The sequence below is a fragment of the Pseudomonas sp. FP215 genome (genome assembly GCF_030687795.1).
In the GTDB taxonomy this organism is placed as follows: domain Bacteria; phylum Pseudomonadota; class Gammaproteobacteria; order Pseudomonadales; family Pseudomonadaceae; genus Aquipseudomonas; species Aquipseudomonas salmasensis.
Genome location: NZ_CP117447.1, coordinates 2,525,653 through 2,545,592, shown reverse-complemented (window position 1 = coordinate 2,545,592; position 19,940 = coordinate 2,525,653). Strand labels below are relative to the sequence as shown.

The window sequence follows — 19,940 nt, the reverse complement described above, 5'->3', positions numbered from 1 at the left end:
GAGCTTGCTCGCGAAAAACGCACAGGCGCCGCGTTCATTCAGGCAGCACGCGTTATCGTTGAGGTTTTTCGCGAGCGAGCTCGCTCCTACAGGGTGGCAACAGTTAGAAATGGGTGAAGGTCAGGCCCAGCTTGTAGGTGGGGCCGTACTCTTCGTACTGGCCGTTGTAGCTATGGTGGCCGGTGTAGACGAAGTACGACTCGTCGGTGAGGTTCTGCGCCTCGAAGCTGACCTGCAGGTTTTTGGTCAGTGAGTAGCGCGCGCTGAAATCGACGAAGGTTTGCGCGTCGACGTGCAGGTCATGGGCCTTGTCATTGATCGACGCCAGCTCGTACAAATAAGCCGATTTGTAGTTGGCCGAGAGGCGCAGGCTGAGTGTGTCGTCTTCCCAACCGAGCATCAGGTTGCCGACCGTGTCGGACTGGTTGGGCAGGCTGATGTTGCGCTTGCGATTGCGCCCGCTGGCACTGTCGAAGCCCTCGATGTCCGCGCTGGAACGGCTGAAAGTGCTGTTGGCGCCGATCATCAAGCCGTTCCACGGCGCAGGCAGCCAGTCGAACTTCTGTGAATAGGCCAGTTCCAGGCCATAGAGTTTGGCGCTGTCGCCGTTGGCAAAGGTGTGCGCCTCGGCGAAGTTGGCCCAGGCACCGGTACCGGCCACGTCGGTGTTGTAGACGAAGTTCTGGATGTCTTTGTAGAACACGAAGGCTGACACGGTACCGGCGCGGCCCATGAAATGTTCGATGCCCAGGTCCAGGTTGCTCGACTCCAGCGGCTTGAGGTCGGGGTTGCCGAAGGTGGCCTCGTCATCGTCGATCACAAAACCAGGGGCCAGTTGGCCAAAGGTCGGACGCACCACCGATTTGGTCCAGGCAGCGCGTACCTGGGTGTTCTTGTCAATCTGGTAGCGCGCATGCAGGCCCGGTAGCCAATGGTGATAACGGCGCTTGGTCTCGGTGGCGCTGAACTGGCCGTCCGTGGCGCCGGTGCCCTTGGCTTCGAACTCAGTACCCTCGTAACGCATGCCGGCGATGAAGCGCCAGTCGTCAATATCGACGGTGTTCATCAGGTAGCCGGCGTTGATGTCTTCGCGAATGGTGAAGTCGTTGACCGTGGATTCGGTGGGGTCATAGAAGTCATCGCGATTGAGGCCACCGATCAACTGGCGGATATTGCCAGCGCTGATGCCTGGGCCAAAGCGGCCGAGGCGGTAGTCGACGTTGCCCTTCTGGAACTGTGTGAGGTTGAGTTGGTCGTCGCTCAAGCCCTGTTCATCCAGGTCCTTGTAGACCCAGGCCTCCAGGTCATTGTCCTTGTGGCGCCGGCTGACCTTGCCGCCGAACTTGAACTGGGATGCGTAACCGCGCAGGTCATAGTCGCGGGCCAGGTCCAGGCGCAGGTTTTTCTCGGTGTCCTGGGTGTGCTGTTTTTCCCAGTCGACTTTGTCGAGGCTGAAATTAGCGGGGTCGTAGAAACCGCTACCCACGATCGGGCGCGGCTTGGACTTGTCGTAGAAGCCGCTGTCGGCAAAGTCACCGCCGTCGAAGGTCGCACCGGCAATATGCCCCGGGCTGTCTTCGCTGGAACGGCTGTAACCAGCCTGGCCGCTCAGGGTCCACAGGCCGAGCATGCGTTCACCGCCCACTACGTAGGATTGGATTTCTTGGGTTTCCTCGCGGTTCTTGAGCTTGCGTTTACCCTCGGCTTCGCCCAATTCACCGGGCGCCTGCGGGTCAGCGAACTCGAGGCTGGCGGCGTTGCGGGTTTCGGTGTCTTTGTAGCGACTGTAGAGCGTGCGCAGGTAGTAGCTGCTCACGTCATCGGGCTTGTAATCGAAGTTAAGGCCGCCACCGGCGCGTTCACGACTGATGTCGTAGTCGCGCTGCTCGAATTCGTTGAGCCGGGCGCCGTTGCTGAAGTCCCAGGCGCCGCCGGTTTCGACGTTGTCCGAGCCAAAATCACGCTTCTGCCAACTGAGCGCCGCGGCCACGCCAAAATTGTCGATACCGTCGCCGAGACTGAACCGGTTACTGGCGGCGCCGGAGAATTTCGGGCTGGTCTGGTGCGTGTTCTTGTCGTAACTGGCCTCGGTGCTGCCGGTGTAGAACAGGCCTTTGTGATCGAACGCCGACAGGCTCTTCACATCAACGGTGCCGCCCAGGGAGTTGGCGTCCATGTCCGGTGTGAGCGTCTTGATCACCGACAACGACTGCACCAGTTCCGAAGGCAGAACATCCAGGGCCACGGCACGGCGCTCGCTCTCGGGGGATGGCACCAGCGTGCCGTTGATGGTCACGCTGTTGAGGTCCGGGCCCAGGCCACGCACGCTCACAAAGCGACCTTCGCCCTGGTCACGCTCAACGCTGATGCCCGGCAAGCGCTGCACCGCCTCGGCAACGTTCTCATCCGGCAACTGCGCGACGCCGTCGGCATGCACCACACTCTTGATGCTGTCGGACGAGCGTTGCTCCTTGAGGGCGCTGTCGATCGCAGCGGCTTGGCCGACCACATCGACATGCTCGGTAGTGGCCGCTTCGGCGGCATTGACCCGCTCGCAGGCTATCGCCAGGGCCAAGGCGGTAAGCGTAAAGCTGACGAGCCCAGTGCGCTTGTACATGAAACCCTCCCCAAGAATCCGTTGGCGCCAGGCAAGAGGCCCGGCAACTGGGAGGGCACGCTAGGGATGGGGCGTGACGGTTCTGTGACAGGGTTACGGGCAGAGCCTGTCAAAGCGGGGTTTACAAGCTTGTGGAGGGCTCAAATGAGCTGAAATGACCTCGGTCATAGGTGGGAGCTGGCTTGCCTGCGAAGGCGGTCGACGGTAACTACGATGCGAAGCGAGCCGCTCTTGATCTTGCTCTTGATCTGCTTTTGATCTGAAGCGCCCCGTTAAACCCCGCTGGCCGGAATTCGACAGGGATTTGGGGGGTAAACCGGCAGGGATGCCGGTTTAGCCGCCCCGCGCCATGGATGGCGCGTGGCGGCGGCCCCCCAAATCACTGGCGGATTACGGGCACACCGAGCCTAAGCGAGGTGCCGAGGGGTGGGGCAAGGACCTTTTGGTTACTTTTGGGTCCTTCCAAAAGTGACCCGCCGTCAGGGCGGAACCCTAAGTAGCCGTTACCGCAGCAATGGATATGTACACAATCCAACCGTGTTGACTGCCAAGCCGCCTTCGCGAGCAAGCCCGCTCCCACAGTTGGCTGGTGGGGTGTCAGGTGGCTAGGTGTCGGCTGAGAGGCCGTCATCGCAGGCAAGCCAGCTCCCACATGGGGTCCATGTTCAGCATGAAAAATGCACCGAGTGCATGAGCTGATTCGACCCTCCCACCCCGTCATCCAACCGTCACATCCATCTGCTGTGCTGGCGCCCATTACTCATTCGCCCAAGGACCCGTGGCCATGTTTTCCGTGCTCAAACCCCACCGCTGGAAACTCGCGTTACTGCTGATCGCCGCCAACCTCGGACTGATCCTGCACCTGGCCTGCGGCGAGCTCAAAAGCATCAGCGAATGGGTATGGCTGGATATCATCGGCGAAGGCGGTTCGGCGCTGCTCGCGCTGATCTGGCTGGGCCTGGTATTGAAAAGCCGCCCCGCCGGACGAGTCACCCAATACCTGGCACTGGGGCTGTCGTGCATCTTTTTTTCCTGGTGGATCGACAGCCTCGACGAATTCATCCGCCTGCCTGACAGCATCTCCTGGGATCACTGGCTGGAGTCAGGGCCCATGCCGGTGGGCATGATCCTGCTGACAATTGGCATCTACCACTGGCACCACGAACAACTGGCGATCAGCGCACAGATGGAAAAACGCGAGCGGTTGTTTCGCGAGCATCGGCTGTTCGACAAACTCACGCCCCTGGCCGGTGCCGACTACCTCAAGCGCCAACTCGCCGACAGCCTGCGCGACAGCCAAGAGCAGCAACAACCGCTGTCGCTGCTGGCCCTGGACCTGGATAACTTCGCCGCCATCAACCAGGCCTACGGGCATGCCGAGGGTGATGCGGTGCTACAGGCGGTCAGCCATGTGCTGTTGCTGAACCTGCGCCGCCAGGACCTGTTGTGCCGCCTGGCAGGCGATCGTTTTGTGGTGCTGCTGCCCAACACCGGCGAGCGCCAGGCCCAGGGCCTGGCGCTGGAGTTGCAACACGCGGTGCAGAGCCTCGCCCACAAGACCCGGCAACAGGGCGAACGCCTGCAACTGACGGCCACCACAGCGGTGGTGATGGCCTTGCAAGAGTCACCCCTTGAGCTGCTCAAGCGGCTGAATATGGGCCTGGCCCGGGCCAAGCAACCCCTTGCGAAAAGCGCCTGAAATGGCCGTGAAAACCAGCTGGTATGAAAACGACAGCCGCTTCATCCCCGGTCATTATCAACCCGCCACGTTGATCGACCTGGGCTTGTCCCGGGACATCGACAGCCATCGCCTGCTGCGCGGCACCGGCATGTTCCACGAGGACATCCTGGCCGGCAACGCGCGGTTAAGCCCGCAGCAGTTCCTGGGTTTGATCGGCAACAGCCGCAAATTACTGGATGCCGATGACAGCAGTTTCCTGTTTGGCCAGCGCCTGCTGCCCGGCTACTACGGCGCCGCGAGCCATGCGCTGGGGCATGCACAAAACCTGCATCAGGCGCTGGATATCCTGGTCCAGCAACAAGTGCTGCTCAGCCCGCTGGTCACGCTGCAACTGGAGCTGGATGAGCACCACGCCTACCTGTACTGGTTGGACAGTTGCGGCGCTGGCGAACATTGGCGCTTTCTGCTCGAAGCCAGCATGACTTCGCTGGTCGCCATGAGCCAATGGCTCAGCGGCCAGCGCTTGCCGTGGGTGTGCAGTTTCAGCCATGCCGAACCTCGGTATGTCGAGCAATACTGGGTGCATCTGGGCGAACACACGCGCTTCGAACGCCCGCTGGATATGATGTGCCTCCCCCGTGAATACCTCACCCACAACTGGCCGGGGGCTTCGGCCACGGCGGGCCAGGTCGCGCGCCAGCAAGCCGTTGAACAAATCGAGCAACTGGGCTTTGCCACAAGTTTTCTGGACTGCCTCTACGGCTACCTGCGCGAACACGTGCGCCAGCCACCGAGCCTGGAACAGGCCGCGCACACCTTCGCCATGAGCCCGGCCACGCTAAAGCGCAAGTTGCAACGGCACGACACGGGTTATCAGCAACAGGTCGACCGGGTGCGCAAGCACGTGGCGTTGCACCTGTACCAGGCAAAGGGCTTGAGTAACGAGGAAGTGGCGGCGTACCTGAACTTCAACGATGCGGCGAATTTTCGGCGCTCGTTCAAGCGGTGGACGGGCAGCACGCCCAACCTGATCCGCCAACTGTTCAGCAGCCGCTAGCCAGGCGTTCGCGCAGGAACTCCACCAGCGCTTGCACCGGGCGTGAACGCTGGCGGTGCTGCGGGTACACCGCCGACAGGGTCAAGGCCTCAGGGGCGAAGTCTTCCAATACCTTGACCAAACGGCCGTCCTTCAAGGCCTCGCTGACAATGAACGTCGGTAGATAGGTAACGCCCAAACCGGCAATCGCGGTATCGCGCAGCAGGTCACCGTTATTGACACGCATGCGCCCGCTGACGCTCAAGGCTTGCACCTTGCCTTTGAAACGCCATTGCACCTGGCGGCCGTGGCCGTAAGGCAGGCAGTCGTGCGTGGTTAAATCTTCGGGTTTCAATGGCGTGCCCCGCAGTGCCAGGTAGTCGGGGCTGGCGCAATATACCCGCTCGATAGCGGCAATCCGCCGAGCGATCAGGGTGGAGTCCTCAAGGGTGCCGATGCGCAGCACCAGGTCATAGCCCTCGCCGATCAAGTCCACCGGGCGGTCGCTCAGGTCGACTTCAACGCAAACCTGCGGGTGCTGGCGCAAAAACAACGGCAGCAGGCAACCCAGGTGCGCCATGGCGAACGACAAGGGCGCACTGAGGCGAATGGTGCCGCGCGGTTCGCTGTTCTGGCCGGCGATGCCCTGCTCCACCTGCTCCACCTCTGCGAGCAGGCGCAAGGCCGACTCGTAGTAACTCTGGCCCAGCGGCGTGACGTCCAGGCGCCGTGTGGAGCGGTTGAGCAAGCGCACGCCCAGGCGCTCTTCCAGTTGGATCAGGCGGCGGCTGACGAATTGCTTGGACAAGCCCAATTGCTCGGCGGCGGCGGTAAAACTGCCGGATTCCATGACCTGGCAGAACAGGCGCATGTCTTCGAAGGGGTTCATTGTCGCTTCTCAGGGGACGATGGGCTGTTTTATAGCCTGTCAGTGGTCACACCACAAACCAAATGTGAACCCAATCAAATGTGGGAGCTGGCTTGCCTGCGATAGCGGTGCATCAGCCAGCAATGCTGTTGACTGATACACCGCTATCGCAGGCAAGCCAGCTCCCACAGGGTTTTGCGGTGTTTTACAGAGCAGGTTACTTGGCAGCGAACGCCGAGTAGCTGTTCATCAGGTTGCGGTAGTTGGGAATGCGCGGCGAGAGCAGGTTGGCCAGGCCTTCCATGTCGTTGCGCCAGTCCACTTGCAGCTCGCAAGCCACGGAGAACCAATTCACCAATTGCGCACCGGCGGCAGTCATGCGAGCCCAGGCGGCTTGTTGCACGGTTTCGTTGAAGGTACCGGAAGCATCGGTGACCACGAAAACCTCAAAGCCTTCGTCAAGGGCACACAGGGTCGGGAATGCCACGCACACGTCGGTCACTACACCGGCAATGATGATCTGCTTGCGGCCGGTCGCCTTGACGGCCTTAACGAAATCTTCGTTGTCCCATGCGTTGATCTGGCCAGGGCGCGGGATGTATGGCGCGTCGGGGAACAGTTCCTTGAGCTCAGGCACCAGCGGGCCGTTGGGGCCGCTTTCAAAGCTGGTGGTCAGGATGGTCGGCAGGTTGAAGAACTTCGCCACGTCGGCCAGGGCCAGCACGTTGTTCTTGAACTCGTTGGGGGAGAAATCCTGCACCAGGGAGATCAGGCCGGTCTGGTGATCAACCAACAGCACAACAGCATCGTCTTTGTTCAAGCGCTTGTAAGTCATGGGTAACTCCTTTGGGGATGGGGTGTTTTTCAAAAAGCAAAGCAGGAGCAGCCGAACGCACCCCAGAAACCCTGGAAGTCGCTGACCGGCACGCTGGAAAGGCGCGCTTTTTCATGGCTGTGGGCATGCACACCACAAGGGCCGCTGCACTGGTGAACCTGGGCCTGCATCGGCGACGTCGGGCGCCAGTGCCCTGGCACCTTGGCCACCGGCGACCAGTCGGGCAGCACCGGTACCCGTGGCGGTGCGAAATCTTCGAAGTCGCCAGCGCCGTACACGACCTTGCCGCCGACCACTGTCAGCACCGACTCGATCCACTTGATGGCTTCTTCCTCGACACTGAAAAAGTCCGCCGACAACGCGGCGACATCCGCCAGTTGACCGACCTTGATCTGGCCTTTCTTGCCCTGCTCGGACGAGAACCAGGCGCTGCCGTGGGTGAACAACTCCAACGCGGTAAGGCGCGGCAAGCCCTCGGCGTGCAGCTCCAGGCCGCCGACGGTACGGCCGCTGACCATCCAGTACAGCGAGGTCCAGGGGTTGTAGCTCGACACGCGGGTGGCATCGGTGCCCGCCCCTACCGGCACGCCTTCGGCCAGCATGCGCTTGATCGGCGGCGTGGCTTCGGCGGCCTTGGCGCCGTAGCGCTCGACAAAGTATTCGCCCTGGAACGCCATGCGATCCTGGATCGCAATACCGCCACCGAGGGCACGCACACGCTCAATGTTTTTCGGGGTGATGGTTTCGGCGTGGTCAAAGAACCACGGCAAGCCATTGAACGGGATGTCGCGGTTGACCTTCTCGAACACGTCGAGCATGCGCGAGATGGACTCGTCGTAAGTAGCATGCAGACGGAACGGCCAGCGCTGTTCCACCAGATGGCGTACCACCGGCTCCAGCTCCTGTTCCATGGTCAGCGGCAGGTCCGGGCGGGGTTCGAGGAAGTCTTCGAAATCCGCCGCCGAGAACACCAGCATCTCGCCGGCACCGTTGTGGCGCAGGTAGTCATCGCCCTGGTGCAGGGTGACGCTGCCGGTCCAGTTCTTGAAGTCGCTGAGTTCTTCCTTGGGCTTCTGGGTGAACAGGTTGTAGGCGATGCGCACCGTCAACTGTTGGTCCTTGGCCAGTTGCTCGATCACCGCGTAGTCATCGGGGTAGTTCTGGAAACCGCCGCCGGCATCGATGGCACTGGTCAGGCCCAGCCGATTGAGTTCACGCATGAACTGGCGGGTGGAGTTGACCTGGTATTCCAAAGGCAATTTCGGCCCTTTGGCCAAGGTCGAGTACAAAATCATCGCGTTAGGCCGTGCCACCAGCATGCCGGTGGGGTTGCCGTTGCTGTCGCGCACGATCTCACCGCCCGGCGGGTTCGGCGTGTCCTTGGTGTAGCCCGCCACCCGCAGGGCTGCGCGGTTGAGCAAGGCGCGGTCGTACAGGTGCAGCACGAACACCGGGGTGTCCGGGGCGGCCTGGTTGAGTTCTTCCAAGGTGGGCATGCGCTTTTCAGCGAACTGGAATTCGTTCCAGCCGCCCACCACGCGTACCCATTGCGGCGTGGGCGTGCGGTCGGCCTGGTCCTTGAGCATGCGCAAGGCATCGGCCAGGGACGGCACGCCTTCCCAGCGCAGTTCAAGGTTGTAGTTCAACCCGCCACGAATCAGGTGCAAGTGCGAGTCGTTGAGGCCGGGAATCACGGTGCGGCCCTTGAGGTCGATGACCTGGGTGCCGCTGCCGCGCAGGGCCATGGCTTCGCCGTCGGTCCCCACGGCGACAAAGTGCCCTTGGTGGATGGCCACGGCGGTGGCGCGTGGGTTTTCCCGGTCCACGGTGTGGAACTGGCCATTGAACAGAATCAGATCGGCGTTCATAGGGTTTCCTTTACAGAGGCTTCAAGCCAGGGAGCGAACAGGCGGGTGGCCGCCGGCATCAGCAGGTACACCACCAGCAACACGATGGTCAGGGTGACCAGGAAGGTGGAGACCACGTAATTGGACAGAAACGGGTGCAATCGCAGGATCGGCCCCCAGATAAACGGCAACAGCAAGGTCTGCGGCAGGATCACAAACAGGCTGACCACCGCCTGCTTCCAGCGCGGCGGCTTGGCACCGCCCTCGGCCTGGGGCGCGAACCAGAATTCATTGGCCGCGCCGATTTCGGTCTGGTCGCCGTCCGCAAGCATGGGCGCGGCTTCATCGATCAGGGCCTGGCGTTGCGGGGAGCCGAGCCACAGCTCAAGGGCGTTGGTGGAGCTATAGCGCAGTACGCAAGTGAACAGCGCCATGCCGTTTTGCTGGCTGCGCACCACGTCAACACCCAGATGCCCAGGGCGTTCGCCCGCGATGCGCACGATGCGGCGCAGCCAGGCTTCGTACTCAACTTCAAAGCCGGGTTTGACCCGGTGCTTGACGACCAGGGTGACGACTTCGTCGGGGCTGGTGTTGACGGTTGAATCCATGGCTGAGTGCTTCCCCGGGGTATTGAACGATGGGGAGAGTCTGGCCCGTTGAGCGGTGGGGAGAATTGGATGTATGTGCTGTTTGGCTTTCAGTGAGCGCTGGCATGCCACAAGGGCCTGAAAACAAAACAGTAACGGCCTCCCCCGGTACCGCCGGTGACCCCGTGCGCCCTACCAACAGGCTGACAGATCGCGGGGCGAATTTTTATTCGGTTGGCATTTGGGTTTTCCCCAGTGCAAGGTTTACCGATAGCCACCCATTCACGGCCGTCTCTCCGGCCTCGGCGAACACGTGCTCCAGTAACTTCACTTGCTCGCGACGCAATGACTGTTCAAGACGCAGCCCAGCATCGGTCAGTTCGAGCAACCGTTTACGCTTGTCGCTCTGCGACTCGATACTGTTTACCAGGCGCATTTCGATCACCTGGCGCAGTGGCGTGTTCAGCGCTTGCTTGGTCACTCCGAGCAATGCGAGCAACTCCTTGACGCTCAAGTTCGGATAGCGAGAGATAAAAAACACAATGCGCTGGTGCACGCGACTCAAGCCGCGGCGCTCAAGCATACCGTCGGCCTTGGCAGTAAAGGCGCGGTAGCCGAAGAAGAACGCTTCCATGGCCTGCTGCTGGGAATCGCGATTTTTAAGGTCAAGCATGTTGACTTATCCTTTCCAGTCGTCGTAATTTCGGTCAAGCAGTTTGACTAATTCTAATAAACCTTTCCAGCGGTGACCTTCATGGCTTTTTCCGAACGTGTTTCGCGCCTTAAAAGTTCTTTGATCCGTGAAATCCTTGCCGCTGCCCAGCGTCCGGAAGTGATGTCGTTCGCGGGAGGTCTTCCGGCTGAGGTCATGTTGCCAAAAGTCGATTGGGCTCAGATGCCCGTCTCGATGGGCCAGTATGGTACGAGTGAAGGTGAGCCAGCTTTGCGTGAAAGTTTGGCCACTCAAGCGCGAGCGCTAGGTGTGCCATGCGAGACAAGTCAGGTCCTGGTCGTCAGTGGTTCCCAGCAAACTCTCGATCTGGCTGCAAAGCTCTATCTCGACAAGGGCACCGAGATTCTGCTCGAAGCGCCAACCTACTTGGCCGCGCTCCAGATTTTTCAGCTCTTCGGTGCGGATTGCATCACCGTCCCGCTGGAGGCTGATGGCCCGAACCTGGAGACACTGCGCTCTCGCCTGGAAAAACACCGGCCGGCATTTATCTACTTGATCCCGACTTTTCAAAACCCATCTGCCGTACGCTACAGTGAGGCTAAACGCGACGCCGTGGCGGCTTTGCTTGATGAATTCGGTGTGACGCTGATCGAAGATGAACCCTACCGGGACCTGACTTTCGACGGCGGCAGTGCCACGCCGATTGTAGGTCGCCTGAAAAAGGCCAGCTGGATTTACACCGGTACTGTATCGAAAACACTGCTGCCTGGTTTGCGGGTCGGTTACCTGATTGCCAGCCCTGATCTATTCCCGCATTTGCTACGGCTCAAACAGTCTGCCGACCTGCACACCAACCGCGTGGGTCAATGGCAAGCGTTGCAATGGATCGGAACAGAACGCCTTGCGCACCACTTGGCTGAATTACGGGACTTCTACCGGCTTCGGCGGAACGCTTTTCAGATAGCACTGGAAACCCATTTTTCCGATCTGGCCGATTGGAATGTGCCACAGGGCGGGCTATTTTTCTGGCTGACCTTAAAGCGGCCCCTGGATACCCGCACGCTGCTCAAGGCCGCGCTTGCAGCAGATGTGGCGTTCATGCCAGGCGAACCATTCTTTCCAGATCCGGACAATAACCCAGGGTATTTGCGGCTGAACTTCAGTCACATCGATCCAGCACGACTGGATGAAGGCCTCAAACGCCTGGCCGCTGTGGTGCACAATGCCCAGCAAGAGCAAACACAACGCGCGTAACTGTATCGACTACACCTTATAAAAATGTAATGGATAGCCCACAGCTCGCTGGAGCACTCTAGCGCTGTGAGCGCGTTGGCTGGCAGGCCGCCGCCGGAGGAAGCTCTCCCGCCATATGCTCCGCAATCCTGCCCCTCAGCCATCGCTCCGCCGGGTCGTTGTCATGCACCCCGCTCCACACCATCGACAGCTCCGCCGCATCAATCGCAAACGGCGGGTCCTCGGCGCGCAGGCGTGTGCCTTCGGTCAACGCGCACGCGGCGTAATCGGGCACGGTCGCGATAATTTGCGTGCCCGCCAGCAACGCCCGTAACCCGCTGAACTGCGGCACCGCCAGCACCACCCGGCGCGAGCGGCCGATGCGGGCCAGGTCCAGGTCGATATTGCCGCTTAGGTCGCCGGAGAACGACACCATTGCGTGGGGCCTGGCGCAGTAGTCATCCAGGGTCAGCGGCGCCTCGCCGTCATCGCCGCGCAGGACCTTGCAGGGGATATCCCGCAGTTTCTTGCGCTTGGCATTGGCCGGCAGATCGGTGGTGTAGCTGACCCCCACGGAGATTTCACCGCTGGCCAGCAGCGAGGGCATTAACAGGTAATTGGCGCGGCGCACCACCACGATGATGCCCGGCGCTTCTTCGCGCAGTCGGCTGAGTAACGACGGAAACAGCCCGAACTCCGCATCATCGGACAGGCCGATTCGAAACACCGCGCAGCTGGTGGAGGGGTCGAAATCCTTGGCGCGGCTGACGGCGCCCGAGATGGTGTCCATGGCCGGTTGCAGCTCCTTGAGTATCGCCAGTGCACGCGCGGTGGGTTCCATGGCCCGGCCGTTGCGCAGCAGCAACGGGTCGTCGAACAAATCGCGCAAGCGGCCCAACGCGGCGCTCACGGCCGGTTGGCCGATAAACAGCTTTTCGGCGACCCGGGTCAGGTTTTTCTCGAACATCAAGGCTTCGAAAATCACCAGCAGGTTCATATCGACGCGGCGCAGATCGTTGCGGTTCATGGGCGCTATCCAAACGTTTTCCAGAGGGCCAGGGAAGCATGCACTGCACGCCTGGGATTGCATAGCTGTGCTGTCTTTTCCAGCACCGCACCTGGCGAAATTAACAACGATTAACTCGTCAGCCAGGCGGCCCGGCAACAAGATGAAGCGCGTCTACACTGCACCCATCCACCGGGAACGTTCCCATCGACTGCGGATATTTGTCATGGCCCGACTCGAGCAATATGCCCCCCGGTTGCCCGCCACCGGTGGCCTGTGCCCCCGGCGTGAGCGCATCGCCAAGCAACTGATCCTTGCCAACCTCGGCGAAAGCCTGGCGATCGCCGACCTGGCCCAGGCCTGCGCCTTGTCGCGCAGCCATTTTTCCCGCGCCTTCAAGTGCACCACCGGGCTGTCGCCCCAGGAATGGATTCGCCAGCAACGCATCCAGCGCGCCAAGGAATTGATTACCGGCTCGTCCCTGAGCCTCACGCAGATCAGCCTGGAATGCGGCTTTTGCGACCAGGCGCACTTTTGCCATATGTTCACCCGCAGCGAAGGCGTCAACCCGATGACCTGGCGAAACCACCACTCGCGCAGCAAACCTGATGTGATCGCTGCCTAGTGGTCTGCGCGCACCTGGAATATGCTGGCCGCTCTCTTCCTCCAGAACCTGGGCAGCCATGAATGACTTGAGCGACCAGGCCGTGCATTTCGGCCCCTACCGCATCCACCCGCACCAGCGCCTGGTGCTGGAGGCCGGCCGCCCGCTGCGCCTGGGGCGGCGGGCGGTGGACATTTTGCTGATCCTGCTGGAGCACGCCGGCAATGTGGTGAGCAAGCAGGAGTTGATCGCACGGGTCTGGCCTAAAAGCGTGGTGGAAGACGGCAACCTGCGGGTGCACATGGCCGCGTTGCGCAAGGCACTGGGTGACGGCCAGGCCGGGCAGCGCTATATCGTCACGGTCGCCCAGCGCGGCTACAGTTTTGTTGCGCCACTGAGCATCGAACCCATGACGCTGCCCACCGACGGTGCGCCCCAACGCCCCAGCCATAACCTGCCGTTGCGGCGCACGCGCATGATCGGCCGCCAAGCGCTGATCGACGCCCTGGTACAACAACTGCCGCAGCAACGCTTTATCACCCTGACCGGCGCCGGTGGCATCGGCAAGACTACCGTGGCCTTGCGCGTCGCCGAATTGCTGATCGGGCATTACCGCGACGGTATTCACCTGCTGGACCTGGCGCCGCTCAGTGCGGCGTCCATGATCCTGTCCAACCTGGTCGCCCTGCTCGGCCTGACACCGGGCGAAAATACGGCCCTGGCCAGCCTCGCTCGCAGCCTGCAGGCACGCCAGATGCTGCTGGTGATCGACAACTGCGAGCACCTGCTCGACGACATCGCCCTGATCAGTGAAACCCTGCTGCGCCATGCACCGCACCTGCACATCCTCACCACCAGCCGCGAAGCCCTGCGCGCCGAAGGTGAATATGTGCAGCGCCTTGAACCGCTGGCCTGCCCGCCAGCCACCGGCAACCGCGCCCAGGCCCTGGGTTACCCGGCCATGCAATTGCTGATCGAGCGCGCCATGTCCCACCAGGAGAGCTTTGCCCTCAGCGACGCTGAACTGCCCCTGGCGATTGATATCTGCCAGCGCCTGGACGGCATTCCCTTGGCCATCGAACTGGTGGCCGCGCAAATCGAACGGTTTGGCTTGCCGGGCCTGTTGGTGCAGATGGAAGACAACTTTCGCCTGCTGACCCGCGGGCGACGCACTGCCCTGCCCCGCCAGCAGACCCTGCGCGCCACGCTCGACTGGAGCTTTGACCTGCTCACCGAGTGCGAACAAATCTGCCTGCGCCGCCTGGCGGTCTTCCGGGGCGGCTTTAGCCTGGTCAGTGCAGCGGCAGTGATCGCCGGGGAGCAAGTGGCCCCCGCCGAAGTGCTGGGCTCCATCACGCAACTGGTGGCCAAGTCGTTGTTGAATGTGGAGGTCAGCGATGACGAAATGGTCTATCGCCTGCTGGACATCACACGCACCTACGCCCTGGAAAAGCTCAGCCTGGCCAGCGAGCTGCATGCCACGCGAGAGCGCCACGCTGCACGCTGCCTGGCGCTGATGGAACAGGCCCAGGCCGACTGGGACTTGATCGCCACACAGCCATGGATCGACCGCTATGCACCGCTGCGCGAAGACGTGCGCGCCGCTCTCGACTGGGGCTTTGCCCATAGCGGTGCGCAGTTGCTGGCTATCCGCCTGACGGTCAGCGCAATGCCCCTGTGGCAAGAACTGTCGTTGCTGCGTGAACACGGCGGCTATGTGGATCAGGCGCTGGCGCTGATCGATCAGGTCACCGCGCCTTGCACCCAATTGACCCTGCAACTGCAATTGGCCCTGGGCAGCCTTTCCTATCACGCCATGGGCGCTGCGCCTCGGACCATTGCAGCATTCGAAGGGGCCGCGCGCCTGGCCGAGGCGCGCCAGGATCGTGCCGGCCAGTTGCGTGCGGTCTCCGGGCTGATGGCGGTGAACCTGTGTGCCGGGCGCTACGGCCCAGCGCAGGAGCTGAGTGTGCAGTTCGAACGCCTCGACCCACGCAACGAGCCGTTGCTGGATCTGAGCGCCCAGCGGCTGCGTGCGCTGGGCCAGCATTACACCGGTAACCAGGCCCTTGCGCGGCACCACGCCGAGCAGGTGCTGCAGCGTATGTCCCAAAGCGGTCACGTGAACCGCTTTGCCCTTGGGGTTGGCGTGCAATACGACCAGAGCGTCGCCTCCTTGACCGTGCTGGCGCGAATCCTGTGGTTGCAAGGCTTTGCCGATCGCGCCTGGCGCACCGCCAGCCAGGCACTGGAGTTGGCGCTGCAGATCAACCACGGCACCTCGATCTGCTACACCCTGGCCCTGGCCGGGGTGGTGATCGCCCGCTACAACGGCGCCGAAGACGATGCCCAAGCCCTGCAAAGCCTACTGCTGGAGCAGTCGCACCAGCATTCGGTGCAGTTGTTCCAGACCTGGGCCGGGCATTACGCCGGTATTCTTGGCCACCCGGATTGGCAAGGCCTGGGCCTGATCCAAGACACCTTGATCACCTTCGGTACCCATGCGGTGGATGCGCCCACCCTGGAGCGCGCGCGCAGTGGTGCGGCGGGCTGGTGCGCCCCGGAGATTCTGCGGGTGTACGCCTTGCAGCTAGAGGATGAGCACGCCGCCGAAGCCCTGCTGCTGGAAGCGCTGGGCCTGGCGCACCAGCAAGGTGCCCTGGCCTGGGAGCTGCGCTGCGGCGAATCCCTGGCGCAATTGTGGCAACAGCAGGGGCGCATTCAGCTCGCCAGGGATTTGCTCGGTTCAATCCATGCACGCTTCAGCGAAGGCTTTGACACCCAGGATCTACTGCGCGTGCGCTGCCTGCTCGACGAGTTGCAGGACAAACGGCCGGCCTGAGAACGCGCCCAGGCAAGGCGCGTAGCCTTGCTGCAAACGCTCGACCTGACGCGGGTCGCGCAGTTGCCCCAAAGCGTAGCTGCGCACACAGTTGAGCAGCCGATAGCGCGCTGGGCCCAGGCCGGGCTCGACGCTCAGCAACGAGACGTTGACCAGGCGTGCCAGCAGGTAAGACAGGTCGGCATGTTCAAGCTCGGTACCGGCCACCATGTCACTCAGGCCAGGTAAGGTGACCGCCATCTTGAACAGGCTCAGTTGCAGAAACAGCCAGCACTCCGGCAGGCTCAGGCGCTCGTAGCTCCAATCCAGGGCCGCGGTGAGTGAGCGATGGCGCTCCACCGCCGTGCGCCGCCCGCGGGCCAGCACTTGCAAGCCCGTGCGTACTTGCATCTGCACACCGCCGATGCCCAACGCATCCACCTGGGCGGCCGCCAATTCCAGGGCCAGCGGCAGGCCGTCCAGGCGCCGACACAGGTCGCGCAGCGGCGCCAAATCCTGGGGCCGCAAATTAAACCCCTGCTGATTGGCACGCGCACGGGCAACGAACAGCTGCACCGCAGGACAGGCCATCGCCTGTTCGACATTGGCCGACGGCGACGGCACCGCCAGCCCAGGCACGCGTACCACCCACTCGCCAGGGGCCAGCAAGGCTTCGCGACTGGTGATCAGCACGCTGATGCCAGGCGCCGTCTCGCGCAGCGCACGCAGCAGCTGTCGACAGGCGCCCAGCAGCAGGTCGGCGCCGTCGAGTATCAGCAGCAACTGGCGCGAGGCCAGGCGCCGGCCCAGTTCGTTGAAACTGTCGGGCGTGGAATGCAACTGCAGTACCCTGGCGAGGCTGCCGAGCAATTCGCTCGGCGCTTGCACAACGGCCATGTCGAGCCACCATACGCCGTCGCGATAACGCGGCAATCCCCGCTCGGCCAGGGCCAGGGCCAGTGTGCTCTTGCCAATGCCGGCCACGCCGGTGAGGGTCAACAAGCGCTGCACGGCCAAACGCCGCGCCAGCACGCCCACCAATTCATCGCGCCCCCACACCGGGCTCAGCCGCGCCGCCAGGTTGTGCTGAGGCAACGGCGTCGGCAGCGCGTCCTGCGCAGGCGCAGCGAAGCAGTAACCGCGCTGGGGGTGATTGAGGATCCAGCGTTGGCCGTCCAGGGCGCGACGCAATGCGGCAATGTGCACGCGCAGGTTGCTCTCTTCGACGACGCTGTTGGGCCACACCCGCTCGATCAAGGTCGCCTTGCTGATGAAATGCCCGGGGGCTTCGAGCAGTACCGCAAGAATATCCAAGGCTCGCCCGCCCAGTGGTACCGGCCAGCCCGCCTTACTGACCAGGCGCTGCTGCCGATGAAAGGTGTAGGGGCCAAAGCTCACCGCCGTAGCATTTTGCATGTCCGTCACAGCGCTGAAACACCCGTGCTTGAGTGCCTGCGCATCCTTTTTCCATGGGCTCGACGCTATCTTGCCAGTTGGCGATGACAGGACAATGCTGGCACGGGGAGCGATACGGACAATCGGGTGCCTGAGACGGACATGCTGTCGTTAACTGAACTGTTGTCGGTATTGGGTAGGGTTCAAACCGAGCTTTTCGCTGAACAGAAAGCGCATATGCCGCACGCTGCCAAAACCTGCGTGGAAGGCCACGGTCTTGAGCGGCAGGTCGGTGGTTTCCAGCAGGTGCCGGGCCCGGTCGATACGCGCGCCTTGCAGAAACGCCATGGGCGTCATCTGCACGTCCTTGGCGAACAGCCGCGCAAAGTGGCGCGCGCTCATGCCTGCCAGCTCGGCCATGGACTCGATGGTAAAGGGCTGATCCAGATGCGCCAGCACGTGGTTCTGCACACGGGTGATCGGGGTCTCTTGCGGCGCCACGGCAGCAGTCATCGGGCTGAACTGGGCCTGGCCGCCCTGGCGCTTCATCACCACCAGCAGCACCTTGGCCACGTCCACCGCCACTTGCTTGCCATGGTCCTGGGCCACGACCGACAGGGCCAGGTCGATACCTGCGGTGACGCCGCCAGAGGTGATCAGGCGCCCGTCTTGCAAATAGATGCGATCGGTCTCGACGATGGCGTTGGGAAACGCCTTGATCAACCGCTCGGTGTAGTGCCAATGGGTGGTCACGCAGTGCCCGTCGAGCAAGCCTGCGTGGCCGAGCACAAAAGCGCCGGTGCAGATCGAGCCAAAACGCCGAGCCCGTGGCGCCGCCGCTTTGAGCCAAGGCAACAACGCGGGGTGGCATTCGTTATAGGCGCCGGGGCCGCCGGGCACCAGCAGCAGGTCATAGGCCGCCTGGGCCTGTTCCAACAGCAGATCGGTCTGCACGCTCACGCCGTTGGACGCCCGTAACGGGCCGGGCTCGGTGCCGATGGTCAGGATCTGGTAGTGATCGGCCGCCGGCAAGTAGCGGTTAGCAATCGAAAACACTTCCAGCGGCCCGGCCATGTCGAGCAGCAGGAAGTCCGGGAACAGCGCCATGGCCACGGTTTTCATAAGCGGGAAATGTCCATCGAGAAGGAGTGCGGCGAGCATTATGGCACGACTTTAACTGTCAACCTGAAAGCGACAGTTATTCTATTTTCATCTTCTTAATCAATCATCTGTTAACCATTAACCTTCTTCTCAACGCAAGCGCCCTGCATCTCGCAGCCCGCGCTCACTTGAGGACTGGACCATGCTGACCCTTCGCAAAGCTTCCGAACGCGGCGCCGCCAATCACGGTTGGTTGAAGTCGTTCCACACCTTCTCTTTCGCCAACTACTGGAACCCCAAGGAGCAGGGTTTTTCCGACCTGCTGGTGATCAACGATGACCGCGTCGCCGCAGGCAAAGGCTTCGGCCAGCACCCGCACCGCGACATGGAGATCTTCTCCTACGTGCTTGAAGGTGCGCTGGAACACAAGGACACCCTGGGCACCGGCTCAGTGATCCGCCCCGGCGATGTGCAACTGATGAGCGCGGGCAGCGGCGTGGCCCACAGCGAGTTCAACCACAGTCAGCGTCATGGCGTGCACTTCCTGCAAATCTGGATCGTGCCCAACGAAGCCGGCGCCAAACCGCGCTATCAGCAAGAGCATTTCACTGAAGCGCAAAAACGTGGACGCTTGCAGTTGATCATCTCGCCGGAGGGCGCCAACGGTTCGCTGAAAGTGCGCCAGGACGCACGGGTGTATGCCGGCCTGTTCGACGGTGACGAAAGTGCCCGCCTGGAACTGGCACCGGATCGCTACGCCTACATCCATGTGGCGCGCGGCAGCGTGGAACTTAACGGCCAGCGCTTGCAGGAAGGCGACGGTGTACGCGTACGGGACGAACGCCAGATCCGCCTGAGCCATGGTGAAGACGCCGAAGTGCTGGTGTTTGACCTGCGCCCCAACGAACTGCCGCAAATGCCATGACGGCCGCAGTGATGGTCCCGCCAGCGGGACCATCGTTGGCGTCGATAGTCACCATCAGCGCAATGAAGTTCTCTTAAAAAATGCAACGCGTAACATCAAACCCATGCCAAACGGCACCCAACTAAAACACTCGGAGCACACCGTCATGAAACGCCAACTCTTGCTTAGCCTCGCTTTCTCGGTACTCGCTGCAAACGCTTTTGCCCACCCGGTTGTCGCTGAAGGCGGCGCGGATCGCCTGATAGAAACCCGCGTTGCCGAAGGTGGCGCGGATCGCCTGCAAGAACGTGGCCTGGCTGAAGGCGGTGCCGATCGCCTGCAAGAACGTGGCCTGGCTGAAGGCGGTGCCGATCGCTTGCAAGAACGTGGCCTGGCTGAAGGCGGTGCCGATCGCCTGCAAGAACGTGGCCTGGCTGAAGGCGGTGCGGATCGCTTGCAAGAACGCGGTCTGGCTGAAGGCGGTGCGGATCGCCTGCAAGAACGTGGTCTGGCTGAAGGCGGTGCCGAGCGCTTGCTGAGCACCCACGTATAACCCCGCACTGTTGGCGGGACACCCCAAACCGGCCTGATCAGCCGGTTTTTTTTTCGTCTTCAATTTCTACATCACACTCCCCCCCCGCAACCACGATGCGAAGCGAGCCGCTCTTGATCTTGATCTGCTTTTGATCTCAAGCGCCCCGTCAAACCACGCTGGCCGGAATTCGCCAGGGA

At 62.0% G+C, this 19,940-nt stretch carries 16 protein-coding genes; 7 read left to right on the top strand and 9 right to left on the bottom strand.

What is annotated here, in order from left to right; translation table 11 throughout:
- Window positions 1-103 precede the first annotated feature (103 nt).
- Complete coding sequence (locus PSH76_RS11645) at window positions 104-2,617, bottom strand: TonB-dependent receptor (protein ID WP_032896816.1); 2,514 nt, start codon at window positions 2,615-2,617, stop codon at window positions 104-106.
- A 784-nt stretch (window positions 2,618-3,401) separates the two neighbouring features.
- Here PSH76_RS11645 and PSH76_RS11640 point away from each other — a divergent pair.
- Entirely contained in the window at window positions 3,402-4,316 is a 915-nt protein-coding gene (locus PSH76_RS11640) for a GGDEF domain-containing protein (RefSeq protein WP_305494112.1), read from the top strand.
- Between the two features lies 1 nt (window position 4,317).
- Window positions 4,318-5,355: an AraC family transcriptional regulator gene (locus PSH76_RS11635; protein WP_305494111.1), complete on the top strand. Its 1,038-nt coding sequence runs from the start codon at window positions 4,318-4,320 to the stop codon at window positions 5,353-5,355.
- Here PSH76_RS11635 and PSH76_RS11630 read toward each other — a convergent pair.
- From PSH76_RS11630 to PSH76_RS11610, 5 genes are all read right to left on the bottom strand, one after another.
- On the bottom strand, window positions 5,342-6,223 hold the full coding sequence (locus tag PSH76_RS11630) for a LysR family transcriptional regulator (protein ID WP_305494110.1): 882 nt from the start codon (window positions 6,221-6,223) through the stop codon (window positions 5,342-5,344). The two genes, PSH76_RS11635 and PSH76_RS11630, sit on opposite strands and share 14 nt — an antisense overlap.
- A 196-nt stretch (window positions 6,224-6,419) precedes the next feature.
- On the bottom strand, window positions 6,420-7,037 hold the full coding sequence (ycaC, locus tag PSH76_RS11625; RefSeq protein WP_003191905.1) for an isochorismate family cysteine hydrolase YcaC: 618 nt from the start codon (window positions 7,035-7,037) through the stop codon (window positions 6,420-6,422).
- 29 nt (window positions 7,038-7,066) lie between these two features.
- Window positions 7,067-8,905 (bottom strand): amidohydrolase, encoded by a 1,839-nt coding sequence (locus PSH76_RS11620; RefSeq protein WP_278918288.1) that lies wholly within the window; start codon window positions 8,903-8,905, stop codon window positions 7,067-7,069.
- On the bottom strand, window positions 8,902-9,492 hold the full coding sequence (locus PSH76_RS11615) for an antibiotic biosynthesis monooxygenase (protein ID WP_098951123.1): 591 nt from the start codon (window positions 9,490-9,492) through the stop codon (window positions 8,902-8,904). Before PSH76_RS11615 ends, PSH76_RS11620 begins: the two co-directional genes overlap by 4 nt.
- A gap of 205 nt (window positions 9,493-9,697) precedes the next feature.
- The gene (locus PSH76_RS11610; protein WP_032896805.1) at window positions 9,698-10,144 is read right to left on the bottom strand and encodes a MarR family winged helix-turn-helix transcriptional regulator; all 447 of its coding nucleotides are present in this window, start codon (window positions 10,142-10,144) and stop codon (window positions 9,698-9,700) included.
- Between the two features lie 81 nt (window positions 10,145-10,225).
- Here PSH76_RS11610 and PSH76_RS11605 point away from each other — a divergent pair, with 81 nt between their 5' ends.
- Window positions 10,226-11,398, top strand: a complete 1,173-nt coding sequence (locus PSH76_RS11605) for a PLP-dependent aminotransferase family protein (protein WP_032896804.1) — start codon at window positions 10,226-10,228, stop codon at window positions 11,396-11,398.
- A gap of 58 nt (window positions 11,399-11,456) precedes the next feature.
- Here the strand turns inward: PSH76_RS11605 and PSH76_RS11600 are convergent, their stop codons facing one another.
- Window positions 11,457-12,404: a LysR family transcriptional regulator gene (locus PSH76_RS11600; RefSeq protein WP_050499506.1), complete on the bottom strand. Its 948-nt coding sequence runs from the start codon at window positions 12,402-12,404 to the stop codon at window positions 11,457-11,459.
- Window positions 12,405-12,609: 205 nt separating this feature from the next.
- On the opposite strand from PSH76_RS11600, the gene PSH76_RS11595 reads away from it, so the two are divergent.
- Window positions 12,610-13,008 (top strand): helix-turn-helix domain-containing protein, encoded by a 399-nt coding sequence (locus tag PSH76_RS11595; protein ID WP_003191911.1) that lies wholly within the window; start codon window positions 12,610-12,612, stop codon window positions 13,006-13,008.
- 58 nt (window positions 13,009-13,066) lie between these two features.
- Complete coding sequence (locus PSH76_RS11590) at window positions 13,067-15,829, top strand: winged helix-turn-helix domain-containing protein (RefSeq protein WP_305494109.1); 2,763 nt, start codon at window positions 13,067-13,069, stop codon at window positions 15,827-15,829.
- Here PSH76_RS11590 and PSH76_RS11585 read toward each other — a convergent pair.
- Together PSH76_RS11585 and PSH76_RS11580 are read right to left on the bottom strand one after the other, a co-directional pair.
- Entirely contained in the window at window positions 15,776-17,224 is a 1,449-nt protein-coding gene (locus PSH76_RS11585; protein WP_098951120.1) for a winged helix-turn-helix domain-containing protein, read from the bottom strand. The genes PSH76_RS11590 and PSH76_RS11585 overlap by 54 nt on opposite strands.
- 150 nt (window positions 17,225-17,374) lie before the next feature.
- On the bottom strand, window positions 17,375-18,325 hold the full coding sequence (locus PSH76_RS11580) for a GlxA family transcriptional regulator (RefSeq protein WP_032896801.1): 951 nt from the start codon (window positions 18,323-18,325) through the stop codon (window positions 17,375-17,377).
- A gap of 181 nt (window positions 18,326-18,506) precedes the next feature.
- On the opposite strand from PSH76_RS11580, the gene PSH76_RS11575 reads away from it, so the two are divergent.
- A complete protein-coding gene (locus tag PSH76_RS11575) occupies window positions 18,507-19,229 on the top strand; it encodes a pirin family protein (RefSeq protein WP_138761560.1) in 723 nt (240 codons plus the stop codon).
- Between the two features lie 145 nt (window positions 19,230-19,374).
- Complete coding sequence (locus PSH76_RS11570) at window positions 19,375-19,761, top strand: hypothetical protein (RefSeq protein WP_078467263.1); 387 nt, start codon at window positions 19,375-19,377, stop codon at window positions 19,759-19,761.
- Window positions 19,762-19,940 lie beyond the last annotated feature (179 nt).